Consider the following 24,314-nt stretch of genomic DNA (forward strand, 5'->3'; position numbering starts at 1 on the left):
CCGGACAAAGGTCTGCCCCTGACGCCTTGCCAGGGGCAGACCCAACGCCCTACCGGACGGCGAAGCCGACGAACGCGGTCCAGGCCGCCTCATCGACCGCAAAGCCGCGGCGGGCTATGTCCTTGGAGTCGCGCACGTGGACGACATGAGGGCTGACGGCAACCTCGACGCACTCGCCGCCTTCCTCGCTGCTGTAACTGCTCCTGACCCAAACAAGCCCAGATGCGTGCTCCCGTACCTTGGCTCTCATAGCTCTCCCAGCAGTTTCTCAACGTAGGTGAGCGACGCCTGAGGCGTGAGTGCCTGCGCTCGCAGGATCCCGTACTTGACCTCAAGGCCCTTCACGGGCCGTCGCTCAGTGTGTACGTGGCTAACGTTCTGAACCTCAACGTAAGCGATCCTGCGTCCTTCGCTCGTCTCGATCAAGGTGAATGGGCCAGCAAGTCCAGCGTGCTCCTCGCTGCCCAGAGGCATGACCTGAATCTCAACCGTTCGCTTCTGTCCAGCCAGCAGGATCTGCTCCAACTGGCCGCGCAACACACCTCGACCGCCGATCGGCCTTCGCAACACGGACTCGTCGATGACGAAGCTCATCAGCGGCTCAGGGCGCTTGGCAAAGACCTCCTGACGGGCGAGGCGAGCCACAACCCGCTCTTCGACGGAGTCCTCGTCCAGCGGCGGACGCATCATCCCGAATACAGCCCGCGCGTACTCCTCAGTCTGCAACAGGCCCGGCACCGCCTGGTTCGCGTACACATGCAGCTCAACCGCTTCCCCCTCCAACCGCGCCGCATCCCGAAAGAACGCCGGAAACTGCGCCCGAGCAACCTCCTCCTTCATCTCCTGGAGGACCCCACCCGCGTCCAGCACCTCATCCGCCTGGTCGATGAACTTCGGCGGCGGCACCCGGCGCCCCTGCTCATACGCGGCGATGGTGGACACGGAGTAACCGGTCGTCGAGCCGAACTCGGTCCGCTCCAGCCCCGCCCGTACCCGGAACCTCTTCAACTGACGCCCGAAGACGCGCAGAATCCCGGAGCCCGCCCCCGACTCCCGCTCCTCCCCCTCCGCCCCGGACTCCTCCTCGGCCAACCCAGCCACCTCGCTCATGCTCCGCACCGCCTCCCCGGCCAACGCGCCCCCGCGCCGACCGTCACGCTCCACCCCGCCTACACGCACCGACGCATCACCTACAGCTACCGCCCGTGTGCACGTCGTATCTCGTCAAGGTAAAACCGGCACGTCAGCGTGGACCACATGAACAACGAAACTTCCCCCGCACCGGGGGCGGCGCCCTGCCCCGTCAGCCGCGAGTTCGCAATGCGGTTCACGTCGTCCACCCGCGGCGCACGCCTCGCCCGCCGTCTCGTCTCCCACCGGCTGGACTCCTGGGGCCACCCGTACACCGGGAATGCCAACGAGACGCTGTCGCTGATCACGTCGGAGCTGACCACCAACGCCGTACGGCACGGGCATGTCGCCGGGCGGGACTTCCACCTACGTCTCTCCGAGACCGTCGGCGGCCCGCACACCCTGCGCGTCGACGTCACCGACACCCGCTCCGAACGCGTACCGCTGCTCAGCACCGAGGAGCCGCCCGGCGACGAAGAGTCGGGGCGTGGCCTTCTCATCGTCGCCCAGCTGGCGACTCGTTGGGCGGTCACCCCACGCGTCGACGGCCCCGGCAAGACCGTGTGGGCGGAGCTGTGGCTGCCCGGAGAGGCCCCCGCACCGTCTCCCATCAGTCACTTTCCCGCCAACGCCTGACGGGTTTTCGGAAACCCTGGCGCCCGCTGTCAGACCCGCCGACTATCGTCGTCCGCTCACGCCTCCACCAGGCACACCGCAGATCGAGGGGACGCGCTGTGACCACCACGCCCGAGGAACGGACCGGGTTCCGGATCTCCATCGTCGACGAGGACCCGTTGCGGGCGCGCAGGGAAGCACGGGAGCTGCTCGCCCAGGTTGCCGACGCCGACCCCGAGGCGGCGCTGGACGTTCCCCGGCGGGACACGGGCGCGCCGGCCGACGTGTCACTGAAGGGCGGGCTCACGGCCGACTCCATCGGCGTGCTGATCAGCGCCGGGTCGCTGGTCGCCGCCGGGGTGCAGATCTGGCTGGCCCGGGTACCGCAGCGGACGATCGTCGTGAAGCGGCCGGACGGGGCGACGCTGCACATCACCGGGAAGGAGGCCCGTGAGGACGACGAGCGGATCGAACGGTTCCTCGCGGGCGGCGGTGAGGCACCCCGCCGCGTGGAGCTCGACGGGCCCGGCGACAGCCCTGCGGCGGGCTGAGCGCGGATGACCGACAACGACCGGTTCGCCATGCTCGTGGGGGTGTCCGCGTACGACAGTGACGCGTACCCGGACCTGCCGCCCGTGCGCGCCGATCTGCACTACATGCGGGCCGTGCTGGAGAACACCGAGATCGGCATGTACAACGACTGCGCGATGGTCGCCGAGCCGACCCGCGCGGAGATGCTGCACGCCGTCGAGACGTTCCTCAACGCGCGGCAGCCCAGCGAGACGGCCCTGCTGTACTTCAGCGGGCACGGCGAGTTCTGCGAGGACGACAACCAGCTGTACTTCCTGACCCGGGACACCGACCCGGCCGACCTGCCGGGTACGGCGGTCCCGGCGGAGTTCCTGGAGCGGATGCTCCAGTCGTGCCGGGCCGCTTCGAAGCTGGTGCTGCTGGACTGCTGCTCCAGCGGCTCCGTCGTCCAGGGATGGACCGCTAAAGGGCCGGCGGAGGAGCCCGCGCGGCCCGCGCCGAGCACGCTGCTGCGGCCGACGGGCGTCTACTTCATCACCGCGTCCGACGCCCTCCAGTCCGCGTCCGCGATGGCGCCGGAGGGATCAAGCCTCGGTACGTCCCGGTTCACCGGGGAGATCGTGGAGGGGCTGCGCAACGGGCGGATCAAGGAGGGCGGCTGGATCACGCCGGACGACCTCTTCGAGTACCTGACCGCGCAGATGAGGCGCGACGGCGTGCCGGAGGAGCAGCGCCCCACCAAGTCCACGATCAGGGCCACGAACCAGCTGCCCTTCGCCCGGTCGGTGGCCCGCCCGGTGCACCTCCCGACGCTGCCGCGCGACGCGGCCGAGGCGGCCCGGAGGTCCCCCGCCCTGCTGAAGGCCCGGGAACTGGCCGCGCTGGACGCGCGGGACGGCGTCGACTGGGAGCGGCTGCTGCGGTACTATGCGCAGTGCCTCACCGCTACCTCGGCGGCCGGCATGCGGCCCGACCGGGACAGCGGACGCGGCTCGAAGTACTTCCTGCTGGGCCAGGGCGAGGAGACCATCCAGTCCGGGCGGGGTGCCGTCTTTCCCGCTCCCGGGGCCTTGCCCAAGCCGCAGGGCAGGTCGGCCGGTGCGAGCAACGGGGACACGGAAGCGCAGCCGGAGTACTGGTACGGCTATCCCGCGATCACCCTGCCGGTACGCGACGGCGGGGCCCGGGGACGCCGTACGACGGTGGAGCTGGCGCCGCTGCTCATCCAGCAGATGGAACTGGCCCCGGACGAGGAGGGCCGGGACGTGCTCCGGCCCAGTGGCGTTCCCTCCCTGCACACGGGCGTCGTCTCGGAACTGCTGGACGCGGGCGACGCGGCCGACCTCATCGCACACTGGCAGCCGTCCTGGCAGGAGGGCAACGACGCGCAGATGCTTCGCGCCGTACGGGAGTTGCTGGAGACGCTGGGGCTGCCGGAGCTGGAGCCGCTCGACCCGTCCGCGCTCAGCGAGCGGACGGTGATGCAGGCACTGCGGCCCGGCGCGCACAACGCGGCCGTCCTGCTGGTGCCCTCGGGTGTGGAGGCCAAGGCCACCGAGGCTCTGGTGGACAACCTGCTGCAGATGTCGGCCCGGACCGGGCAGATCCCCGGCACCGCCCTGGACGCGCTACTGGGCGGCGGCGAGGGCGGTGCGCGGGGCACATCCGTGCCCGTGGTGGCTCCGGGGCCGTGCAACGAGAGCCAGGAGTCGGTCATCTCCTCGGCGATGACGCGGCCCCTGACGGTGGCGACCGGGCCGCCCGGCACGGGCAAGAGCGAGGTCGTCACCGCCGTCGTCACCACCTGTGTCGCGGCCGGGCAGTCCGTGCTGGTGGCCTCGACGAACAATAAGGCCGTCGATGTCGTCGCCGAACGCTGCGACGACATCGCTCCCGGGCTGCTGATGCGCACGGGCAACGCCGAGGCGCTGGTGCGGGAGGCGGCCAAGCTGGAAGGGCTGGTGGGCGAACCCGTCCAGGCGCCGCGACGCGGTTCGGTCACCGTGAGCGGGCAGTTGCGCAGTGCGCGCAAGACCGCCGAGGGGCTCCGGGCACAGGCCGCGCGACACGTCGGCGAGGAGGGGCGCCTGCTGGAGCTGCTCCGGGACCGGGCAGAACGGGCGGAAGCGCTGACACTGCCGCTGCCGCTCCTCGAACGGGTGTGGGCGGCGGCGGGCGAGGACGGTTCGGCCGCCCTGGGTCGCTGGGAGGACCGGGCGCGGAAGGTGGCCGGTGCCCCTTGGTGGCTGTTCGGCCCGTGGCGTCGGGCACGGGCGCTGGCCGCGCTCGTCGCGGCGGCGACCGCCGGCGCGGAAGAGGACCGGCCGGACATGCCGGGCCGGGCGGACCCGCCGTCGTGGCCGGAGTGGGCGACCGGGCGGCCGGTGCCGGCTGAGTTGCTGGAGTCGCTGGCGGACACCGTGGCGGTGGAACGGGAGGTGCGGGCGCTCGTCCCCCGGCAGACGGGATGGGACGAGGACGGGCTGCGACGGTCACGGCTGGAGGCGGCGGGCACGCTCTCCGAACTGTCGGCGGAGCTGTCGCGGGCACTGTCCGCCGAGGCGCTGACGCGAGGGCGGGCGCTCCTGCAGCAGCGGCTCCAGGCGCTGCGGAGCCGCTCGGGTTTCCAGCGCAGCCAGAAGAACCTCATGGCGCACATCAAGGGGTGGGCCGTCAGCACGCACTCGGTGCGGCAGCTGGAGCTGACCCCGAAGCTGTTCGACCTCGTCGTCATCGACGAGGCGAGCCAGTGCTCCATCCCGTCGGTGCTTCCGCTGCTGTTCCGGGCCCGAAGGGCGCTGATCATCGGCGATCCGATGCAGCTGGGGCACATCCCCGGCGTGTCACCCCAGCAGGAACAGCGGGCGCGGGTCCGGGCCGGGCTGAGCGCGGCGCAGCTGGAACACCACCGGCTCACCTACCACGTCTACTCCTCGTACCACGCGGCCGAGCAGCACGGTGACTCCGCGCTGCTCCTCGACGAGCACTACCGGTGCCACCCGCGGATCGCCGACATCGTCAACGGCTACTGCTACGCGGGCCAGTTGCGGGTGCTCACGGACGTACGGCGACAGGTCCCGGCCGTCGACCCGGCGGGGGCGGCCGATCCGGCGCCCTCGCTGGGCTGGGTCGACGTGCCGCGCGGCGAGTCGGCGCTGGGTGGCAACGGGCGGTCCTGGCGCAACCGGGCGGAGGCGGAGGCGGTACGACGGGTGGTGGACGAACTGCTGGAGCGGCTGCCGCAGGACGCCACAGTGGGTGTGGTCACGCCCTTCCGGGCGCAGAAGGAGGCGTTGGCGCGCGTGTGGCGCGACGACGACCGCGTCCGGGTCGGCACCGTGCACGCGTTCCAGGGCGGGCAGCGCGACGTGATGGTCCTGAGCCCCGTGGCCACGCACAACACCCCGCCGAGGACGACCCATTGGGTCGCGAGCCAGGTCAACCTGTGGAACGTGGCGGTGACCCGGGCGAAGTCCCAGCTGATCACCGTGGGCGCGCACGGGTTCTGGCAGGGGCAGAGCGGACTGCCGACCCTGCTCGCCGACCGTTCGGCGCTTCTGGGGGCGGACACCGACGAGGCCGAGGGGCCGGTGGTGGCGGCCACGCCGGCGACCGGGTTCCGCGAGGAACTCGCCGACCGGCTCCAGCACTACCTCGCCGAGCGCGGGATCACCGCCTTGGAGCGGGCGGCAGTGGTCGGCGGCCACCCGGTGGACCTGCTGTTCACCGAGGCCGGGCAGAACACGGCGGTCCTGATCGACCTCGGCCCGTCGCCCGGTACCGACCCGGCACGGCACCTGCGGCTGACCCACGCGCGGGGCGACCTCCTGACCGGGCTTCCGTCCGGGGGCCACGGGGCGAAGACGTGCCCGGTGGGCCGCGTGATTCGGATCCCCGCGTGGCGCGTCCTGGCGGGCGAGGAACTCCTGGCGCCGGTGTTCGACTGAGCAGGAGCGGCCCTTGCACAGGGGTCGGTCAGGTGCCGGGCAGGGACCGGACGACGTGTGCCATGTGCTGGACGTTGCCTGCCCAGAGCCATTGGGTGTGCGTGCCGGTGCCCTCGCTGTCCGTCATAGGCCCGTCGGCGCAGTCGCGGAACCACGTCTCCCCGGCACTCGCGACCGCTGGGCGGAAGTCCGGCAAGTCACGGATCCGGCGGGCGGCCGTTCGGATGCCCGCCGTACGGTCCGGCCCTCCGTTCGGCACCTTGCACAGCACGAACGAGCGGTCGGTGGTGTAGCGGAGGACGCCCCAGGGCGGGCCTCCGCTACCCGGCTCCGTGGCCAGCGCTGCGGGAGGCTGCACTCCGTAGTCGCCATATCTCAGCCGCGAGAGGCGATCCCGGCGGGCGGCCCGTATCTCGTGCCACGCGTCCCAGTCGGCGCGGGGCTCCTCGTGCGGCTCGCCGAACCGCATCATGTCGTCGGTGACGTGCGGGAACGCCCCGCCGAGTACGGCGACGGTCCGCCAGTCGCCGGCCAGTGCCACGAGGGCGTCCAGAGCGCGCAGCGCCTCCTTTCCCGCGTCGGGGCGACCGGGCAGGACGGCGCCGAGGTCCAGCAGCAGATCGACGGGCACCTTCCGGTCGACCCGGCCCATCAGGGCCCCGACGGCCTCGGCGACGGCTCCGTCCCACTCCCCCGGCATGCGAACCCGGACACCGACCCCGCAGCCGCAGCGGCGGGCGGTCTCCAGCGCGGCCGTCTGCTGGGCCTCGCCCCGCTCCGGACCGGTCACCGGGCGGAGCAGGTGGTTGAGCGCGCTGCACTCTGCCAGGATCTCGGCGAGTGCGGATGCCTGCGCGGCCTCGGCGAACGGGGCGTCGATCCAGCCCGGATGGCGCCGGTGCACGCCCCTCACCCGGCGCAGTTCCTTCTGCCAGCGGGCCTTCTCGAGCTGCGCCGGAGTCGTCCCCGGAGAGGGCGGGAGGTTCCAGAGCGGTGCGACCGACGCCTGTATGTCGGGCCGGAGGCGCTCGTAAGCCATCCGGGCATGCTGGCGGACCGGCAGAACGGGAACGTAGAGCGGTTCGGACATCGCGGCTCCCCCTCGGCACTGCCCGCGCGCTTTCCCTTCCCGTCAGGGTCCGCGAACCTCACGCCGTGGGAAAGAGAGCCCTTTCGGTCCGGATGGCTGAAGTGCGCAAGTACCTGGTGACGGTGTGACGCAAGTTGTACGCTTCGTGATGCTCGGTGGTCGGACGTACCAAGTGGACGACTCACGAGGGAAACTGAGCGGTATTCAGGCCTGTCTCAGGGACCGTCCGCCGTGCGCCGACCAGTTCGATGCCGGGTCGTCGTCGCCCGGCCGTTCCACGATGGGCGCGAGGCTTGAACCACCGCATACTCGGTCTCACGGTGCGCAACTTCCGCACCCTGACCGACACGAAGCTGCCGCTCGGGCCTCTGACCGTCATGGTCGGCCCCAACGCGGCGGGCAAGTCGAACGTGTTCCACGCTCTGGAGTTTCTGCGCAGCGTGTCCCGCGATGGGATTGTGACGGCGCTGGAGGAGCGGGGTGGCTTCGAGACCGTGGCCTTTCGAGGCGGTCCGAAACCGGTGTCCCGGATCACGATCGGCGTCGAGGGCATCTGGTCCGAATTTGCGTCGAAGGAGCACCCGGACAGCTACGAGCTGAGTGTCAACCGGCGTCGCAAGTCGTTGCTCGACCCTGTGCTGTACCGGCAGGAGCGCTTCACGCAGCACCCGAGGCAGGACATCTCGACCTCCGTCGAGCTCAAAAGCGCGACTGTTGAGGTCAACAGCCCCTTGGCAACCGACGGCCTGGAGGGCACCGACGGTATCGGCCGGATGACGTCCGCCCTGCACGAGCCACTGCCTTGGACCGCGGACAGCTCGACCGCTCACGCCGTAGCGGAGATCAGGCAGCACCTTTCTGCGATCAGGGTCTTCGACCCGGATGTGCGGGCTGCGCGGAAACCTTCACCGATCACCAGTTCGGGGCGCCACCTGGAAGACAACGCCTCCAACCTCGCGGACTTCCTCAAAACCCTCCGGTCGATAAGGGACAAGGAAGGCCGCAGGTACGTCTGGGAGGCGCTGTTGAACGACGTCAGAGCGGTTATCCCTCACATCCGTGACGTTCATATCGTGGACACTCCTGGGACGTATGACCATCTCTCGATCGAACTGGAGGAGGAGGGACTTCGGGGACGCACCCGGCTGGAAGACGCCTCCTTCGGAACCGTGCGAGTCCTCTGCCTCCTGTCGATCTTCCACGACCCCGAGCCTCCGGCTCTCACCTGTATCGAGGAGATCGACCACGGCATCCATCCGCACGCCCTGGAACTCCTCGCGGGACGGCTGCGAGAGGCCAGCCACCGGGCGCAGTTCCTGGTCACCACGCACTCTCCCGTTTTCGTCAGCGAACTGACCCCGGACGAATTCGTGGTCTGTGAGCGGGGCACGGACGGGGCATCGCATATCCCAGCGCTCACGCCGGATGAGGTCCAAGAAGTCATCGACGCATCCGAAGGCATGCCCATCGGGGAGTTGTGGTTCGCCAACACCCTGGGGGGTGGGCTGTGAAGGGAAAGGGTAATAGTTCCAGGAGGAAGGACTCCGTCATAGTCGTGGCGGGGGAGGGTGACTTCGACAGAAAGGTGCTTTGGCACCTCATTCGAGCTTTCCGCCCGGATACGAAGATCGTCAATATCAAGGACAAGACCTCGCTCAGGGAGGCGGACAAGGAACTCACACCGCGCATCGACAGACTACGCAAGCTCGCCCAGGCGGCCTCCGTCAGGTCAGAGCTGGCAGGAATCGTGGTGCACGTCGATCTCGACCTCGTGAACGCCGAGGAATACGAAAAGGTTCGCAGACGAATCAGCGCCGAGCTGCGGAAGAACTTTGCGTGTCCGTCCGCTGTGGCCCTGGCGGCCTTTGAGATGGAGGCGTGGCTCATGCAGTTCCCCGCCGCATTTGCCAAGGTCAACAACGGCTGGATCCTAAAGGCCAAGTATCAGAAGGGATGTGATCTCACGAAGATTCACAAACCCAAAGAACGCCTGAAGGAGCACGCCTGGACACCGCCATATCTGGAGTCGGACGCGCCACGCATCATGGAGAAGGCCTTCGGCAAAGACGGCAAGCTCATGCAACCCGATGGGAAGAACCGTTCGTACGAGGAATTCATCACCGAGCTGGCCGGCTGGTAGCCGCAGGACCGATGGCCTGTGCATCTGTGTAGCTCGTATTACGGTGGTCCCGATCATCAGGGCACCGGCATGCAAGGGGGACCGTCGTGAAGCCCACCATGGCCGCCGCGCAGCTCCGCGGCAGTTTGACGCAGTACCTCACGACGACGTACGCCCTCGCCGACGAAGACACCCGCGGCGCGCTCGAACGCTTCCTCGGGCATCCCGAGACCGGTATCTTCCGGGGGCCCTACCTGCGGATCAGGACGCCGTTCCACCTCGCCGACGACGGCTGGCAGCGGGAGCTGGAGTGGTCGGCCGGTTTTCCGGGGTTCGCCCCGTGGCGGCACCAGGCCAAGGCGTGGGCGCGGCTCTCCACGCTGCACGGGCCCGCCCAGCCGACGCTGGTGACCACCGGCACCGGGTCCGGCAAGACCGAGTCCTTCCTGATCCCCGTACTGGACCACTGCCGGCGGCAGAAGGCCGAGGGGCGGGCCGGGATCAAGGCCGTGCTGTTGTACCCGATGAACGCGCTCGCCACCGACCAGGCCGGGCGTATCGGGGAGTACCTGGCACGGCCGGAGCTCGCCCAGGTCACGGCGGGCCTGTACATCGGCGACCGACCCGACACCGACTTCCGGCGGGTGATGACGCGACGCGAGGAGATGCGCGTCTCGCCGCCCGACGTGCTGATCACCAACTACAAGATGCTCGACCTGCTGTTGCAGCGGGGCGAGGACCGCAGCCTGTGGGACGGCGCCGAGCCCGCGTACGTCGTCCTGGACGAGTTCCACACGTACGACGGCGCCCAGGGCACCGACGTGGCGATGCTGCTGCGCCGGCTGGCCGCCGCCACCGGCGCGTCCCGGCCCGGCAGGCCTCTGGGGTCGATCTGCCCGGTGGCGACCTCGGCGACGCTGGGTGAGGGTGCGCCGGGCGAGGAGGCCGAGGAGAGCGGGGGCATCCTCGACGTCGCGGCTCGGGTGTTCGGCATGCCGTTCCCCGCGGACGCCGTCATCGGCGAGGAGCGGATGACCGCCGACGAGTTCACCGGCGCCGTCGACTACGAACTGCCGGAACCGCCGAGCCCCCAGGAGGTCGTGGCGGTGTCCGGCGGACCGGACGTGGAGGCCCGCCCCGACCTGCTGGACCTGGACGCGCTCGCCACCCGGATGCTGGGCCGCTCCGGCCTGAACGCGTTCCGCGTCGGGCGGCTGCTGAAACGGCACGACTTCACCCACGGTGCGCTATCGCTGCTCAGCGGTGATCCGGTGGACGAGTGGTCGCTGCGGGACCGGCTCGCCCGGTTCGGCTACTCCTGGGGCCGCACGGCGCGGGAGAACCCGAGACTGGTACTCCAGGCGCTGTCCCGGTTCGTGGCGCTGCTGTCGGCCGCCCGCGACCCGGACTCCGACGAGCGCCGGCCCCGGCCCCTGCTGCACATCGAGGCGCACCTGTGGGTGCGGCCCGTGACCCGGGTGCTGCGCGGGGTGGGCCGCACCCCCGAGTTCCGCTGGTACGAGGACGACCGCACGGCCGCCCGCCGGGCCGCTCTCAACGCCGCGCCGCCCGGTGACGAGGACCCGGACGCCTCGTCCGGCGGCTATCCGTCGTCGGCGAGTGGCACGCCGCTGCCGGGCGCCGACACCGCACCGCGCCCGGCCCAGGTGCACCTGCCCGCCGTGTACTGCCGCAACTGCGGGCGATCGGGGTGGGCCGCCCTGTCCCCGGAAGCCGACCCGCAGCAGCTGGTGATGGCCCAGGACCGGATCTGGCGGGCCGGGGTGGGCCGGGACAAGCGGCGCCTGCGCTACTTCATCTCCGCCACCGCCCGCGAGCGACGGCAGGCCCTCGACGCGCTGACCGGTGCACGGCCCTCGGACGGTGGCGTCGACCCGTTGTCGGTGGTGGTGCTGGACGGCGGGCAGGGCACCTACCGACTGCCGGCCGCCGGGGACGACGACGGAGATCTCGTCGACGCCTGGTTCGCGCTGGCGGTGCTCGACAAGAAGGCCGCCGACCGGGCCGCCAAGGACGACCGCTGCCCGGCCTGCCACACCGACAACAGCATCCGTTTCCTCGGCACGGCCCGGGCGGCCCTCGCCTCCGCGACGGTCACCCAGCTGTTCACCGGCGGTGACATCGCGCTCGTCCCGGAGGAGCGCAAGACGCTGCTGTTCAACGACTCCACGCAGGACGCGGCACACCGGGCGGGATACGTCGCCAACGCCTCGTACAAGTTCTCGCTGCGCTCACTGCTCGCCCACAACCTGGACGAGTCCGGCGCGCCGACCGCGCTGAACGACCTGATCGGCCACGTCCTGGACTCGGTGGACGACCCGGAGGCGCTGGCCGCCGTCGTTCCCCCCGACCTGCATGACGAGCCGGGCGTCGACCGGCTGCTGTCCGGCCGCGGCACCGGCGACGCGCGGACCTGGCGGCTGATCGGAGAACGGCTCGCGTTCGCGACGGTGATGGAGTTCGGGCTGCGCAGCCGCATGGGCCGGACCCTGGAGCTGACCCGGACCGCCGCCGCCGAGGTCGCCGTGACGGACCCGGAGCGGGTCACGGACCTGGCGCGGGACCTGCACCTGTCGCTGCCCGGCCAGTTGCTGGCGGTCGGCGGACTGCCCACGCCCGAGCGGTATCTCGCGTACGTCCGGGGGCTGCTGGAGCGGTTGCGGCTGCGTGGCGCGGTGCGGCACCGGTGGCTCGACACGTGGATCAAGGAAGCCGGCGCCGACCGCTACCTCATCTCCGGGCGCAGGCCGGACGGCATGCCCGCCTTCCCCGAAGGGGTAGCCCCGCCGAGGTTCCTGCTGGACGGGCAGAAGGACAGGACCGAGTTCGACTCCCTCACCGGACGCCTGGGGTGGTACCAGGACTGGACCCGCAGATGCCTCGACCTGGACGCGGCCGGGGCCACCGAGTACCTGCGCAGACTGCTGCCCGCTCTCGCCGACGCGGGCGTCCTCTCGGTGCGGACCGCCCGGGACCGGCAGACCCGGGTCTACGGGCTGCAGCCGGGCCACATCGAGGTGCGGCTGCTCGACGACGCCGTCGTCAACAAGGCCTTCGTCGCCTGCGAGGACTGCCGCTGGCAGCAGGTCGTGGCGCCCGAGCGCCGGACCCGCTGGTACGGGCATCCGTGCCCCCGCTACCGGTGCAAGGGCCGGCTGACCGCACCCCACACCGACCGGTCCGCGGCCGAGGCCGAGGTGTCCCGGTTCGGATCGGGCCCCCTCGTACCTGAGCGGGACTACACCCGCGACTACTACCGCCGCCTCTACTTGACGGGCGGCACGTTCCGCGTGGTGACCGCCGAGCACACGGGCATGCTCAGCCGCCCCGAACGGGAGCGCGTGGAAAGGGCGTTCAAGGCGGGTACGCACTACACCGACCCCAACGTGCTGTCGTGCACCCCGACGCTGGAACTCGGCATCGACATCGGCGACCTGTCCGCCATCCTCCTCGGCTCCCTGCCCGCCGGCCCCGCCAACTACGTCCAGCGGGCCGGACGCGCCGGACGCCGCACGGGCAACGCGCTGGTCGTCACGTTCGGCGGACGCAAGGCACGCGACCTGTACTACCTGGACGAACCGCGCGAGATGATCGCGGGGACCATCCTTCCGCCGGGCTGCTACCTGTCTGCGGTGGAGATCCTGCGCCGCCAGTACACGGCGCGGCTGCTGGACCTGGCGGCCCGCGGCGAGCTGCGGACCTCCGACGGCGAGGTGCTGGCTCCGCTCCCCCGGCTGTCCTCCGCCCTGTTCGGCACCAGCGGGTGGTGCGAGGACCTCGCCGACGCCGCGCGAACGCACGGGGCGGCACTGGTGGAGGATTTCCTGGCCCTGTTCCCCGACGGCAGCGACGTGCGGGACTCCGGCGGTCCTGACGGTGCGGGCGTCTCCGCGTACGCGGCGGAGGAACTCCGGGCGTACGCGACCAGCGGGATCGCGCGGGCGTTGCAGGAAGCCGAGGAGGACTGGACGGGGCGGCGTGAGGAGCTGCGCCGCAGGATCGCGGCGATCGACGAAGCCGCGGAGCAACTGGCCCAGTCCGACGAGTCGCAGGCCCGGGAGCGGCGCGAACTGCTCGCCGAGCGGCGGGGTGCCGGCGACCTGCTGCGGGAGCTGAGCCAGTCGAGCGCCCACGCCACCTTGGTGGACCTCGGGCTGCTGCCCAACTACAGCCTGACGGACACCACCACCCGGCTGGAAGCGACGCTGTACTGGACGGAGACCCCGGGCGAGGAGGACGACACCGCCGGGGCCCAAGCCGCCGAGCAGGGCACCGTCCGCAAGGTGTACCGCAGTGAGACGCGGGACTACGAACGGTCCCGCAAGCCGGCCCTGACCGAACTCGCCCCGGGCAACAGCTTCTACGTCAACGGCTACCGTCACGTGGTGCGCGCCCTGGACATCGGCAGTCCCGAGCGCCGCGCCTGGTCGGTGTGGCGGCTCTGCCCCGCCTGCGGATATGTCCGCACCGAGGAGCAGAACGCGGAGCAGAACACCGATCCGTGCCCGCGCTGTCACGGCCGGGAGATCGCCGACGCCGGGTGCGTCCAGCGCGTCCTGCGGCCCAGGCGGGTCCTGTCCCGCGACAAGCGCGACGACGCCCGGGTCCGCGACGACCGCGACGAGCGGGACCACAGGCGCTACGCGGTCCTCACCACCGTCGACATCGACCCCGACCGTCTGGCGCCCGGTTCCTGGCGGCACGACAGCGCCGTGTTCGGCGTGGACTTCACCCGCCACGCCACGATCCGGACACTGAACCTCGGGCTGGACCGCGAGGACGGCAGCAGCACGGTGTCGCTGGCCGGCCAGGACGTACGGCTCAACCCGTTCTACGTCTGCACCGAGTGCGGCGGCGCCACGGCGGACGGCCGGCCGGTGGTGGACACGCCGCAGCACGCCCTCACCGAGTCGCTGGCGTCGAGCACTCCGGCCGCGCAGCACCATCAGTTGTGGTGCGCGCGCCGCCGTGTCCGCAGGCCCGTCACCGGTGCGGGCGAACAGCAGGGCAGGGGCCAGGACGTGCCGCTGCTGCTCGCCCACGAACTGACCACCGAGGCCGTGCGCATTCTGTTGCCCGCTTCGGTGGCACGCGTCAAGGAGCGGCTCGCGTCGTTCACCGCCGCCCTGTTCGTGGGGATCGCGGCTCGCTACGGCGGCGATCCCGACCACATCGACATCGCCGAGGCGACCATGCCCGACCACGGGGACGACCTGGACGCGGACTGGCCGAGGCGCTTCCTCGTCGTCTACGACCGGCTGCCGGGCGGCACGGGCTACCTGCACCGGCTGTCCTCCGCCGACGGCTTCCGGGACGTACTGCTCAAGGCACGGGACGTCATCGAGCGCTGTGCCTGCCGCGAGAAGGGGCTCGACGGCTGCCACCAGTGCCTGCTGCGGCGCGTGCCGGCCGCCGACTACGACAAGGTCAGCCGGAGCGAGGTCCGCCAGATGCTGGACGAGCTGCTGGGCGCCGACGGTGCAGGGTGGCGCACCTCGCCGGTGGCGACGACCCGTCACATCCCGTTGCAACGGCAGGCCGAGAGCGACCTGGAGATCCTCTTCATCGACACTCTCCAGGACTGGGCGAAACTGGCCGAGTCGAGGGCCGCGGCGGACACGTACACGACCTCCGCCGGTACGTACGCCCTCGACCTGCGGCTCACAGCGCCCGACGGGACCACCGTCAGCTGGCGCGTCTCCCAGCAGCGGGCCCTGGACGGCACCCGGCCCGACATACTCCTCGAACGGCTGGACACCCCCGGCCCGCGCGTCGCCCTGTACCTCGACGGCTACGCGTACCACGCCACCCGTGAGCACAACCGGCTGGCGGACGACGCGATGAAGCGCACCAGGCTCCGGGCGGAGGGCCTTCGCGTGTTCCAGCTGACCTACCACGACGTGAAGGAGTGGCGGCAGCGGATCAAGGACACGGGGTACGCGGGAGCGGGCACCGCAGACCCCGTGTGGGAGCCGTACGGCGCGGCCGGACAGCAACGGGCCCGCGACTACTACGACCGCGTGGGCCGGGGCCTGCCCGGTGAGCTCTCCGAGACGGTGTGGGTCAACCCGGCCCGGCTTCTGCTGGCCTATTTGCGCTCTCCCGACCCGGAGCGCTGGAGGCGGCGAGCTGAGGCGGCCGCCGCTGGGCTCAGCGGAGCGGACGGGGTCCGAGCCGCCGCGCTCACCGGCGAAGAGGCCGGCGAGGGGCTCAGGGCGGCGCTGCGTGGCGGCAGGCCGGCCGGGGGCGCCGGACCCGTACGCCTGCTCTGCGGTCCCGACGCGTCGGGTTGCCGTCTGGTGCTGGCCGCCGACGGCAGACGCACCCCTCCCGTGTGGACGGGGCTCACCGTCCTGGACGACGGTGACACGGCCCTCGCCGACGAGCCGGCCCACAAGCGACGCTGGCGTGCCTGGCTGTACTGGAGCAACGTGCTGCAGTTCCTCGAGCGCGGCGGCGGCGACAGCGCCCAGCTGACCACGAGCATGCTCGACGGCTTCACTCCCGAGGTTCTCGCCCTGACCGGCGGGGAGGGCTGGCTGACGTCGACGCGTACGCCGGTGCTCTCGCCCACCGACGAACTCGCGCCCGTCGGGGTCGCCCCGGTGCCCGCGGTGCCTGCTGTGGGCAGTGGTGAGACAGTCGCGCCGAAATTCTCCGCGGACGAGGCACGCGGCGGCGACACACCGGGGCGGGACCCCGGCTGGGACCGGGTCATCGAGTACCTCGACCCGGAGGAGCCGGGACTCACGGAGCTGGCCCACGCACTGGCCGACGCCGCGGTGCCCTCGCCTCAGGACGGCTACGAGCTGGACGGTCACGGCTGGCAGGCCGAGCTGGCGTGGCCCGCTGCCAGGATCGGAGTGGTCCTCGGTCCTCGCGCGGACGGCAACGAGCCGGACTACGAGGCCCAGGACCGGGACAAGGCATTCTCGGCGGCAGGCTGGACGGTCCGCACCGCCGCCGAATGGGATCGGGCGGCGATGATCGCCCGGCTCACGGAACGACGGCACGACAGCGACACCATCAGGGACGGGGAGCCGAAGCGATGAACACCTCCGGCGTCACACTGCGCCTGCTCGACAAGGCGGACAAGGAGATCCTCAAACTCCCCCGCACGGTCAAAGGCGCGTTCTTCGACTTCCAGCACAAGTTCCGGAGCAACCCCCACACCACCGGACTGAAACTTCAGCAGCTCAAGGGAGACAGCAGGCTCTGGTCGGCGCGCGTCAACGACGAGTACCGGGCGCTGCTGCTGCGGCTCGCCGACGACGACTGGCTGATCGTCTCCGTCAAGCACCGCAAGGACGTCTACAGCCGACTCTCGTACGGCGTCAACCAGGTCACCGGCGGCATCGAGTACGTGGACCTGGAGGTGGTCGAGGACAGCGTCCTGCGCCGCCTCCCCGCCCCGCCCGCACAAGCCCCGGCGAGCGCCGAACCGTCCACGCCGGCGCAGCCCGAGCCGGCACGGCCCCTGTTCGCCGACTGGTCCGACGAGCAGCTGTCGGACCTCGGTGTCGCCGAATCCCTGCTGCCCGTCATCCGCACCCTCGCCACCGAGGACCAGCTGCTGGGCCTCGTTGAGTACGCGCCGCAGCTCACCGGGGAAGTGCTCCTCGCCCTGTTCGACGGTGCGTCGTACGACGACGTCCTCGACCAGGTGACCCGGCCGGTGGCCGCCACCGAACCGGTCGACCCGGACGACTTCGAGGCAGCGGCACAACGGCCGGCGACGGTCGTCACCACCACCGACGATGCCTTGAAGGAGGCGCTGGAGAGCGGCGACTTCGGCCGTTGGAAGGTCTTCCTACACCCCACCCAGGCCCGACTGGTCGAACGGCGCTACAACGGCCCCGCCCGGGTGGGCGGCGGCCCCGGCACCGGCAAGACCATCGTCGCGCTGCACCGCGTACGGCATCTCGTACGGCAGCTTCCCCCCGGCCGGGACAAGCCCGTCCTCCTCACCACGTACAACAAGAACCTCGCCGCCGACCTGCGCGCTCGGCTTCTGGAGCTGGGCGGCGAGGAACTGCTGAGCCGGGTCGAGGTGAGCCACGTCGACCAGCTGGCCCTGCGCGTCGTCCGCGAGGCGGAACCGGGCAACGGCAAGCAGGCAATCGACGACAGCCGTGCGGTGCGCGAATGGCGCGGGCTGCTGGACGAGTTGGGAGAGGACGGCTGGGACGCGGAATTCCTGCACGACGAATGGACGCAGGTCATCCTCGGCCAGGCCGTCGGCACCCGCACCGACTACTTCAGGGCCCGGCGCGCCGGACGCGGCAGGAACATCGGCCGCGCCGAGCGGGCCGAGATCTGGCAGCTCGCCGAGCGTTTCACCCAGCGGCTGGACCGGCTCGGACGGCAGACCTGGGACCAGGTGGCAGAGCGGGCCGCACGGTTGGAGATCGGCCGCGAACAGCGCATCCAGAACATCGCCCGGCAGCGGGAGGAGGCGGGCGGCCTCGACAACATCCACCTCCAGGACGGCTCAGGGGGCTGGCTGCGCCACCGGTACCGGCACATCGTGGTGGACGAAGCGCAGGATCTGCGCCCCGCCCACTGGAAGATGCTGCGTGCGATGGCCCCTCGCGGCGCCGACGACCTGTTCCTGGTCGGCGACACCCACCAGCGCATCTACAAGAACCAGGTGACGCTGGGCAGCCTCGGTGTCAACATCCGCGGACGGTCCTCGAAGCTGAGCCTCAGTTACCGCACGACGCGGCAGATCCTGCGTTCCGCCCTCGGTGTGCTGGGCGAGACCACGTACGACGACCTCGACGGCAGCGAGGAAACGCTGGCCGGCTACCGGTCGGTGCTCAGTGGAGGGCTTCCGGCGGGGCACGCCTTCCCGGACTGGGCTTCCGAGCGGGAAGGTGTGGCCGCGCTCATCGAGGAGTGGGACGCCGACTCGGACATGGCCATCCCACACGAGCAGATCGCGATCTGCGTGCCGACGAATCAGATGGCGGCCGAGATGGCCTACACGCTAAAGGTGCACGGTATCGACTCGGTGGAGATCCGCTCCGACGGCCCGAACGGCTCCACCGGGGTGCATATCGGCACGATGTTCCGATTCAAAGGGCTGGAATACCAGCGCATGGTCATCGCGGGCGTGACGGACGGACTCGTGCCCCGCGAGGCCGTCAACAGCCTGCGCGACAGGGACCCCGTCCGTCACCGGCACGAGATCCAGCGTGCCCGGTCCCTGCTCTTCGTGGCGGCGACGCGGGCCCGGGACAGTGTGGACGTCTTCTGGCACGGAAAGCCCAGCCCGTTCCTCGACGAATCGTGGGTCGCCTCGTCGGCGCCGCTTCCCTGAAAGTGAGGCCTCCTCAGGCCCCCGGCCGTCCGGCAAGCAGGGTGACCAACGCGTCGCCGACGATTTCGCTACTGCCGCCGTACTCCTTGCGGATGGCGTGGACCGCCTCGGGGGCGATGTCGACCAGCGTGCCGGCCAGCTGCTGCAGAGCGTAGTGACGGTACTCGGCCTTCAGGGCCGAAGGCTTCCTGGGCCACCCGGGCCGCCCAGTCCGGATCGAGCTCCGCGCCGACCAGGACGAGGTCCTCCAGCACCGACATCCGGTCGTCCTCGGGCAGGTCGCAGGCCATCCGTACGCACTCCTCCAGCAGCTCCAGCGCCTGCGCAGGCCGCGCGCACCAGCCCGGAGGACAGCAGAACCAGGCCCGACACGTACTCGGCCCTCGGAAACTCCAGGAGCCCGTGCCGTCTGCGCTCCGGGTCCGCCGAGCCCCCGGCCGCGGCGATCCACAGCGTGGCCGCGAGGCCGTGTTCCTCGTCCTGGACTTCGGCCGCCAGCCGTTCGGCTTCCTGGTACAGCCGCTCCGCCCGCCCTGGGTGCTCGGGGGCCAGGCTCTGGGCGATGTCCGCGAGGGTCAGGGTCCGGCAGTCCTCGGGGATGCGCCGTGCGACGGCCAGGGCCCGTTCCGGGTCCGTGTCGCGCAGCTCGGCGGCCACGGCGTGCAGGGCGTCCGCCCGCTCCTCCTCGTCGGCCATGGCGCGGGCGAGCCGTTCGGCGGCGTTCAGATCAGTCTTCAGTACGCACCGGAAGACCTGCGACAGGGCCGACGTCCGCTCGTCCTCGTCGGAGAGGCTCCGGGCGACACGCTCGGCCGTCTGCGGATCCAGCGGTGCCAGCGTGCTCACCAGGTCCCGCAGCGCCCACTTCCGCTGAACCGGGACTGCGGGCGGTACGCAGGCGGGGCCGGAGGAACCTGTCGTTCCTCCGGCCCCGCCGTGCTGCCTGGGCCCCGCCGGCCTCCGCGCGGGACCGGTTGTCCCGGGGGCTCAGGCGGTCGGTGGGTCCGCCGGTCAGTAGGCGGAGTCGACGTTGTCCATGGAGCCGTACTTGTCGGCCGCGTAGTTGCAGGCGGCGACGATGTTGGCGACCGGGTCGGTGATGGAGTCCTTCGTGCCCTTGACGTGGTAGGCGTCGAAGGTGGGCTGGATCGTCTGGAGCAGGCCCTTGGAGGGGATGCCGTTCTGGGCGTTGACGTCCCAGTTGTTCTGCGCGTACGGGTTGCCGGACGACTCGCGCATGATGTTGCGGTGCAGGCCCTCGTAGGTGCCCGGGATGTTCTTGGCGTCCATGACGTCCAGGGCGGTGCGGATCCAGCCTTCGAGGTCGTTGCCGTGCTTCTTCTTACCGGCCTTGACGAGGGCCTCGATCTTGTCGGTCTGGGCCTGGGTCTGCGCGGTGGAGGCCTTGGCCGGCTCGGCGGCGTGTGCCGGGCTCGGGGCGAGGGTGAGGGTGACGGCGGCGGCGCCCGCAGCGGCGAGGGAGGCCACGGCGGACTTGCGGATGGCGGGGCGGCGCAGGATGGCGTGCACGGGTGTACCTCTCCATTCGGGAACGTGATGGGGAGGCCGACGGGGGGTCGGCGACGCGGTGTCCGCGTTGGACGCGGCTTCGCGTCATCAGGGCCGGTGTCTGGATCACGGACGGGCTCTTCCCGTCCGGTCCCGGCGCTCGGCTCCCCGGTACGCCGAACACCTTGCGGAACGCCCCGGCGTCGCGACAAGTGTGTGACCTACTACGCCGCTTCGCAGACGGGCCGCGTGGCTCGCGGGCACGGCCGCCGACCACGGGGGCGGGGAGCCGTCGGGCGTCTACTAACCCCGCCCCTGTGTGACGTGCGCCCTGTGCGCGCCCTCACAGAGCCGGTCACCCGGCGGTCACCGGTCGACACTCTGCGGAGACGGGCATCTCACTCGATGAGACAGCGCAGTCACCCACCGGGGTCACCTGGAAGGCCGATGAGCGGCCCGCTCACTCCGGGCACAGCGTTCGGGACGCCGGCCCCGGGGGGACGTCCTCGTGCCAGCGGTCGGTGGTGAAGGCGCCGTCCGCCCATGCGCACAGGGAACGGACCGGGTCCGCTGTCGCCTCGACGTTCCACAGCCGCGCCGTGCCGTCCTGGGCCCAGCTGACCAGCGTGTCTCCGCCGGGGGTGAAGGCCACGCCGGTGACACCCGCGCCGTGGCCCTCCAGCGGAGCGCCGATCGGGCGCTCCGTGGCGACGTCCCAGAGCCGGACCGTGTGGTCGTTGCCACCGGTGGCCAGGGTTGCCCCGTCGGGGCTGAACACGACGGACGTGACGCCGCCGTGGTGGCCCCTCAGTGGGGCGCCGATCCGTTCGCGGGTGGCCGCGTCCCAGAGGCGGACGGTGTCGTCGCGGCCCGCGGTGGCGAGCGTCGTGCCGTCCGGGCTCCAGGCCACCGCCGTTATCTGGGCGGTGTGATCGCCCGGTGTCTCGCCGATGCGGCGGCGCGTGGCCATGTCCCAGAACACCACGGTGTCGTCCTGCGTGGTGGTGGCGAGGGAGCGGCCGTCCGGGCTCAACGCGACGCCGACACTCCGGGGGCAGAGTGCCGTGCCGGTGGGGGGCCGTGCCGTCAGGTCCCACACGTGGACGGAGTCCGGACCGCCGCTGACGAGGGTCCTGCCGTCGGGACCGAAGGACAGCGCGCCGACGTCGCCCGTGCCGAGCAGCGGTTCGCCGACGGGCCGACGCGTCGCCACCTCCCGGAGTCGCAGGCCGTCGGCCCCGATCGCGAGCACGGCACCGTCGGCGCGGAACGCGAGGCTGGGGCTGAAGCTGTAGACACCGCGCACCAGCGGCTCGCCGACCCGGCGCCGTGCGACGACGTCCCAGAGGCGCACGGCCTGCTCGGAGTCGACGACCGCGAGGGACCGCCCGTCCGGGCTGAGCGCCGCCGCCCCTTTCCCTCCCGTGTCGATCGGTGCTCCGGCCTGACGCAGCGTGCGGACGTCCCAGAGGCGGACGGTGGTGTCCGCGCTCGCACTGGCCAGGACCGATCCGTCCGGGCTGAAGGCGACGGACTCGACCGTACTGGTGTGGGCGAGGAGCGGGCCGCCCACCTGGGCGCGCCGGCGGAGGTCCCACAGCCGCACGCCGCCGCCCTCGTACGCGGCGGCGAGCATCGCGCCGTCGGGGCTGAAGGTGATCGCCCTGACTCCCGTGGACGTGGCGGGGGAGGCGATCGGCTCACCGACCGGGGCCCTCGCCTCGATGTCCCACAACCGGAGGTTGCCGACGAGGTCGGCGGTGGCGAAGGTCTTGCCGTCGGGGCTGAAGGAGAGTGCCGTGACGACACCGTCGCCGCCCTTCAGCGCTCCCCCGGCCGGTGCGCCGGAGGCGGTGTCCCAGAGCCGTATCCCGCCCTGGGACGTACTGGAGCCCACCCGGCTGCCGTCCGCGTTCGTGCCGAGCACCGGTCCCGGACCGTCGAGCGGGTGCCCGGTCTGTCGGTGGGTCGCCACGTCCCACACCCGTACGGTCCCCGAGTCGGCCTCGTCGACCGTGACGAGCGTCCTGCCGTCGCGACCGAAGGCGACTGAACGAACCGACCCGGCGCCCGCGTTGAAGGGGGCTCCGATCTGCGTGCGGTCGGCGAGGTCCCAGAGTCTGACGGTGCCGTCGAAGCCCGAACTGGCCAGTGTCCTGCCGTCCGGCGCGAAGGCGATCGAGGTGATGCCCTGGTGGTGCCCGATGAGTGGACGCCCCGCCGTCCGCTGAGTCCCGGTCCGCCAGATTCTCACCACCCCGTCACTGCCGCCGGAGGCTACGGTCCGGCCGTCGGGACTGAAGGCCACCGAGTCCACGGGCACCGAGTGGGAGAGCACTCCGGACGCCGGATTGACCGCTGCGTCGAGCACGGCGAAACGGGTCTCCGGAGAAGGGTCGATGCGCCAGGCAGCCAGCGCCTTCAACCGGGCGGCGAACGGGTCGCGTTCGGCGAGCAGGGAGCTCTGGGTGATGAGTTGCTGGACGACGGCCTGGTCGCGCTGCCGGGTGGCCTCGGCACGGGAGAGGACCGCGACCACCGACAGGGTGCTCGCGACCAGCAGCAGACAGCCCAGCGCGGTGGCGACGATCCTGGCCGTCCGCAGGTTGCGCCGGGTGTCGCGGAGCCCTTCCGAGCGGAGTTCGTCCTCGGAGAGGCCGCGCACGACGGACGCGACACCGAAGGCGACACCGTCGACGTCGGGCGAGAACCCCGCGTCGTCGGTCGAGAAGACCGCGTCGCCGTCGGGGCGCGGGTCGACGGACTTCCAGACGGGTTGCCGCTCGAACTTGCCCGCCAGCCGGGCCGGCAGCGCCGTCGACCGTTCGGGATCCCAGTCGCCCCGCTCCTCGTCCCACACCAGTTGCCCGGCTGTGACGACGAGCAGGATGGTGTGCACCGACTTGTGCTCCAGCCACCAGGCGATCTCCCGGTCGACCCACACCGAGGCCCTCGCCTCCGGTGACGCCAGGACCACGAGCCAGTCGGAGCGGGCGAGACCGGCCTCGATCTTGCCCCACAGCTCCGGCCCGATCGACACCCCCGTCTTGTCCAGGAAGACCCTGATGTGCGGCGGCTTGTACCAGGGGCGGGACTGCTTCTCGATCGCATGCCGCAGCTGAGGCAGCCATCGCCGGTCGCGCTCGCCGCTGTAGGACAGGAAGGCGCCGTACCCCAGCTCGGCCCTGACCGTTCCGCGCCCGGCCACGGCGGACCGCAGCCGGGCGGACGCCGAACCGAGCCCCCGCCCGCGTGGCAACCAGCGCGTCCGCATCAACCGGTCGGCAGGTAGTCGTGACCGTCCCACCGCAAGGTCACCTTGGCGGTGGCGCCTTCGGCACAGGAGGGGTCGCACCCCTTGATGTAATGGACGATCGCGTATTCGCCGTCCTTTCCGGGGCCGACCGGCCTCGCGTAGTAGAAGGCGAATCTGCCGCCGCTGTAGTGCTCGTCCGGGCTGCGCCAGCCGATGTCGGCGAATCCGTCCGCGGTGGGTACGAGCACCAGCACCCCGTCGTAGCGCCCGGGGTTGTAGACCACGAAGAGGTTCTTGGTCGAGTCGGTCGCCGGAGCGGCGAATCGCAGCGGGTCTTCCATGCTCCAGTTGACGTCCACCTCGACGGGGGCCAGCGCGCGCCCGCTTCCGGTGACGGCCGCGACGCATCCGGCCGGCCCGTCGGACCCGGACCGCCGGACCAGGAACACCCGGACCGGCCCCAGGTCCGGATGCCGGATGTCCCGGTGGTCGAGCATCTCCCCGGCACATCCGGCGGCGGCCGGCGGGCTCGGCGGAAACGAGGGGGCCGAGGCGTCCGAGGGGGCCGACGCGGTCGGCTTGCCCTCGGCCGCTCCGCTCCGGGTCGTCCCGCCCCCATCGGTGCATCCGGCGACGAACACCGCCGCCAGCGCCGACATCAGCAGGGCGGACCGAACCGCGGCCGAGCCGCGCCGGGACAACTGTCGACGTAACCACGGCGACGATGAACTGGGAGACATGTCGTTTCCTCTGCTTCGAGGCGAGACAAGGCC

At 71.3% G+C, this 24,314-nt stretch carries 14 protein-coding genes; 7 read left to right on the top strand and 7 right to left on the bottom strand.

Annotated elements, in window-relative coordinates:
* Positions 1-49: 49 nt before the first annotated feature.
* Complete coding sequence (locus tag R2E43_RS08400) at positions 50-250, bottom strand: DUF397 domain-containing protein (protein ID WP_332056072.1); 201 nt, start codon at positions 248-250, stop codon at positions 50-52.
* The gene (locus tag R2E43_RS08405) at positions 247-1,110 is read right to left on the bottom strand and encodes a helix-turn-helix domain-containing protein (protein ID WP_332056073.1); all 864 of its coding nucleotides are present in this window, start codon (positions 1,108-1,110) and stop codon (positions 247-249) included. Before R2E43_RS08405 ends, R2E43_RS08400 begins: the two co-directional genes overlap by 4 nt.
* A 138-nt stretch (positions 1,111-1,248) precedes the next feature.
* Here R2E43_RS08405 and R2E43_RS08410 point away from each other — a divergent pair, with 138 nt between their 5' ends.
* From R2E43_RS08410 to R2E43_RS08420, 3 genes are all read left to right on the top strand, one after another.
* Positions 1,249-1,767: an ATP-binding protein gene (locus tag R2E43_RS08410; RefSeq protein ID WP_398896266.1), complete on the top strand. Its 519-nt coding sequence runs from the start codon at positions 1,249-1,251 to the stop codon at positions 1,765-1,767.
* A 98-nt stretch (positions 1,768-1,865) separates the two neighbouring features.
* A complete protein-coding gene (locus R2E43_RS08415; RefSeq protein WP_093457190.1) occupies positions 1,866-2,297 on the top strand; it encodes an effector-associated constant component EACC1 in 432 nt (143 codons plus the stop codon).
* Positions 2,298-2,303: 6 nt separating this feature from the next.
* The gene (locus R2E43_RS08420) at positions 2,304-6,224 is read left to right on the top strand and encodes a caspase, EACC1-associated type (RefSeq protein WP_332056074.1); all 3,921 of its coding nucleotides are present in this window, start codon (positions 2,304-2,306) and stop codon (positions 6,222-6,224) included.
* Positions 6,225-6,252: 28 nt separating this feature from the next.
* Here the strand turns inward: R2E43_RS08420 and R2E43_RS08425 are convergent, their stop codons facing one another.
* Positions 6,253-7,314, bottom strand: a complete 1,062-nt coding sequence (locus R2E43_RS08425) for a beta family protein (RefSeq protein WP_093457188.1) — start codon at positions 7,312-7,314, stop codon at positions 6,253-6,255.
* Positions 7,315-7,634: 320 nt separating this feature from the next.
* Between R2E43_RS08425 and R2E43_RS08430 the strand changes: the two genes are divergently transcribed.
* The 4 genes from R2E43_RS08430 (at position 7,635) to R2E43_RS08445 (ending at position 18,776) form a co-directional block, all read left to right on the top strand.
* Complete coding sequence (locus R2E43_RS08430) at positions 7,635-8,825, top strand: AAA family ATPase (RefSeq protein WP_231908995.1); 1,191 nt, start codon at positions 7,635-7,637, stop codon at positions 8,823-8,825.
* Between the two features lie 44 nt (positions 8,826-8,869).
* A complete protein-coding gene (locus tag R2E43_RS08435) occupies positions 8,870-9,454 on the top strand; it encodes a hypothetical protein (RefSeq protein WP_093457186.1) in 585 nt (194 codons plus the stop codon).
* Positions 9,455-9,540: 86 nt separating this feature from the next.
* A complete protein-coding gene (locus R2E43_RS08440; protein ID WP_093457185.1) occupies positions 9,541-16,506 on the top strand; it encodes a DEAD/DEAH box helicase in 6,966 nt (2,321 codons plus the stop codon).
* Positions 16,503-18,776, top strand: coding sequence for a UvrD-helicase domain-containing protein (locus tag R2E43_RS08445; RefSeq protein ID WP_093457184.1), 2,274 nt, complete (start codon positions 16,503-16,505; stop codon positions 18,774-18,776). The genes R2E43_RS08440 and R2E43_RS08445 overlap by 4 nt, the downstream gene beginning before the upstream one ends.
* 171 nt (positions 18,777-18,947) lie before the next feature.
* On the opposite strand, the gene R2E43_RS08450 is transcribed toward R2E43_RS08445, so the two are convergent.
* The 4 genes from R2E43_RS08450 to R2E43_RS08465 form a co-directional block, all read right to left on the bottom strand.
* Complete coding sequence (locus tag R2E43_RS08450; RefSeq protein WP_093457183.1) at positions 18,948-19,622, bottom strand: hypothetical protein; 675 nt, start codon at positions 19,620-19,622, stop codon at positions 18,948-18,950.
* Between the two features lie 165 nt (positions 19,623-19,787).
* Positions 19,788-20,306, bottom strand: coding sequence for a transglycosylase SLT domain-containing protein (locus R2E43_RS08455; RefSeq protein ID WP_093457182.1), 519 nt, complete (start codon positions 20,304-20,306; stop codon positions 19,788-19,790).
* A gap of 439 nt (positions 20,307-20,745) precedes the next feature.
* Positions 20,746-23,592, bottom strand: a complete 2,847-nt coding sequence (locus tag R2E43_RS08460) for a toll/interleukin-1 receptor domain-containing protein (RefSeq protein ID WP_332056075.1) — start codon at positions 23,590-23,592, stop codon at positions 20,746-20,748.
* Positions 23,559-24,281, bottom strand: coding sequence for a hypothetical protein (locus R2E43_RS08465; protein ID WP_011030588.1), 723 nt, complete (start codon positions 24,279-24,281; stop codon positions 23,559-23,561). Before R2E43_RS08465 ends, R2E43_RS08460 begins: the two co-directional genes overlap by 34 nt.
* Positions 24,282-24,314 lie beyond the last annotated feature (33 nt).

The sequence above is a fragment of the Streptomyces violaceoruber genome (assembly GCF_033406955.1).
In the GTDB taxonomy this organism is placed as follows: Bacteria; Actinomycetota; Actinomycetes; order Streptomycetales; family Streptomycetaceae; genus Streptomyces; species Streptomyces violaceoruber.